The organism is Melaminivora alkalimesophila (assembly GCF_000282995.1).
GTDB classification, from domain to species: Bacteria; Pseudomonadota; Gammaproteobacteria; order Burkholderiales; family Burkholderiaceae_C; genus Melaminivora; species Melaminivora alkalimesophila.
This window is the reverse complement of sequence record NZ_ALEE01000769.1, coordinates 1-2,609: the sequence shown is the minus strand read 5'-3', so window position 1 is coordinate 2,609 and position 2,609 is coordinate 1. Positions and strand designations below refer to the sequence as shown.

The 2,609-nt window shown below is 74.9% G+C and carries 2 protein-coding genes and 1 pseudogene; all 3 read left to right on the top strand.

What is annotated here, in order from left to right; all coding sequences use genetic code 11:
- Nucleotides 1-1,185 (top strand): tRNA adenosine(34) deaminase TadA (gene tadA / locus A612_RS14850; RefSeq protein WP_019375232.1); only part of this gene is annotated, 1,185 nt, incomplete at its 5' end.
- Nucleotides 1,186-1,192: 7 nt separating this feature from the next.
- Nucleotides 1,193-2,191 carry an LD-carboxypeptidase gene (locus tag A612_RS14845; protein WP_019375231.1) on the top strand — a complete coding sequence of 333 codons (999 nt, stop codon included), beginning with the start codon at nt 1,193-1,195 and terminating at the stop codon, nt 2,189-2,191.
- A pseudogene (locus A612_RS14840) lies at nt 2,191-2,609 on the top strand (hypothetical protein); the annotation flags it as partial. The gene A612_RS14845 and the pseudogene A612_RS14840, both read left to right, overlap by 1 nt.

Here is a 2,609-nt window from a genome sequence, read left to right as displayed (position 1 = left end):
GCCGGGCGGGCCGACGCTGCGGCCGATGCCCGCTGGATGGGTCTGGCGCTGGAGCAGGCCCGGGCCGCGAGCGCGGCGGGCGAGGTGCCGGTGGGCGCGGTGGTGGTGCGCGCAGGCGAGCTTGTGGCCACCGGCCGCAACGCTTCGCTCGCCCGTTGCGATCCGAGCGCCCACGCGGAGGTCGAAGCGCTGCGCGCGGCAGGCCAGCGGCTGGGCAACTACCGGCTCGAGGGCTGCACGCTGTACGTGACGCTCGAGCCCTGCCCCATGTGCGCCGGAGCGCTGCTGCACGCGCGTGTGGCGCGAGTGGTCTATGGCGCCCGGGATCCGCGCACCGGCGCGGCAGGATCGGTGATCGATCTGTTCGCCGACACGCGCCTCAACCACCACACCCGGGTGGAGGGGGGCGTGCTGGCCGGGCCATGCGCGGCCCTGCTGGAGGAGTTCTTTCGCGCGCGGCGTCGGGCGCGGCGCCCGCAATACCCGCTGAGGCCGGATGCGCTGCGCACCCCGGAGGCGCGCTTTGCCGGCCTGCCGGGGCCTGCGTGGCCGGCGCGGTACCTGAGCGACCTGCCGCCCCTGGAGGGGCTGCGCCTGCATTATGTCGACACCGGCGCGCCGACGCCGCAGGCGCCCACCTGGCTGCTGGTGCACGGGCCGCACTCCTGGAGCCACGGCCTGCGGCACCTGGCGGCAGCGCTGGCGGCAGCGGGGCAACGCGTGGTCGTGCCCGATCTGCCGGGTTTCGGCCGCAGCGACAAGCCGAAGAGGGAACAGGCGCACACGCCCGCGTGGCACCGCCAGGTGCTGGACGCGCTGGTGGAGCGCCTGGACCTGCGCTGCGTGGTGCTGGTGGCGCAGCAAGCGGCGTGGGCACATGCGCTGGCGGCGCTCGCGCCCGGGCGCATCTACGCGGTGCTGTCGGTCGACGCAGGGACCACGCCCTGCGATGCGCCGTACCCCGACGCCGGCCACCGCGCCGGCCCGCGCGCCCTGGCGCGCTGGCCCCAGGCGGCCGAAGCCGATGGCGCGGCGGGCGTTCCCGCCATCGGCGCGCGCAGCCTGGGCGTGGACCCCAGTGCCTGCCTGGACACGCCCGAGGCCGCGGGCCGGCTCGCGCGGGCGGCCGTGCCATACTTTTTCCCCCGTCCCCCGGACGACACGGAGCGGGCGCCCGGCGCCTGACACCGCCTTGCCGCACGACCACCACCACGACGCACACGCGCACAGTCCCGCCGCCTGCAGGCACCACCACGGCCCGCAGCACATCTACATCTACTCGCCCTCGGGCGCAGTGCGCGATCGGGCGGCCTTTCGCCGCGGCGTGAAGCGCCTCCAGGCGCTCGGGCACGAGGTCGAGGTGGATCCGGACGCGCTGGCGAGCCACAGCCGCTTTGCCGGCGACGACGCCACGCGCCTGGCGGCCATCCGGCGCGCGGCCGCCAGCGGGGCCGATGTCGCCCTGATCAGCCGCGGCGGCTACGGGTTGACACGGCTGCTGCCGGACCTTCCCTACGAAGCCCTGGCAAGAGCGGTGGAGCAGGGAATGCGCTTCGTCGGCATGAGCGATTTCACGGCGCTGCAGCTGGCGCTGCTGGCGCGCACTGGCGCCACGACCTGGGCCGGCCCGGCGCTGGTGGGCGACCTGGGGGTGGTGGGCGAGCCCGACGAGATCATGCTCGCCTGCCTCGACGACCTGTTCACCGGGCAGGGCGAAGGTGCGGGCTGGCGCCTCGGGCGCGAGAAGCCGCTGGCCGACGGCAGTCCGGCCGTGCCGGAACTGTACGTGCCGCAGGCGCGGCTGTGGGGCGGCAACCTGGCGGTGCTGTGCTCGCTGGCGGGCACGCCGTACCTGCCGCAGGTCGAGGGCGGGATCCTGTTCCTGGAAGACGTGGGCGAGCACCCCTACCGCATCGAGCGCCTGCTCACGCAGCTGCTGCATGCGGGGATCCTGGCGCGGCAGCGGGCGATCGTGCTGGCGCAGTTCACGGAATACCGGCTCGCGCCGCACGACCGTGGCTTCAAGCTGCAAAGCGTGGTGGATTGGCTGCGCGCACAGCTGTCCGTCCCGGTGCTGACCAACCTGCCCTTCGGCCACGTGGCGACCAAGGTGCTGCTGCCGGTGGGGGCCGAGGTGTCGCTGTCCGTGGAAGGGCGCGACGCGCTGCTGTACTGGGGCCACGTGCACTGATGTCGCGCGCGCCGCTGCGCACCTGGGCGCTGGGCTGGGCGTGGCTGGCGCTGCTGTGGGCGGCAGGCAGCCAGCTGCACCGGCTGGTGCCGCTGCAGTGGCTGGTGGCGCTGGCCTTGCTGGCGGCGCTGCCGGCGTGGGGGCTGTGGCTGGGCTTCATGCTGCGCAAGCGCCTGCAGCATGCGCAGTTCGCCGAAGGTGGGTGGGTCGCGCGTTGGCTGTCCGGCGGCCTGTGGGCGGCCGGCAAGGGGGCTGTGCTGGCGCTGCTGCTGTGCGGCGCGGCGCTGTGGCAGGCGTGGTTCCTGGCGCCGTGGGAATGGGTGCTGCTGGCGTTGGCTGCGCCGCTGCACGCGCTGCTGGCGGCGCGCTGGCAGCGGTGGCTGGCGCCGCAGTTCTCGCTCCCGGCTTACGCCTGGCG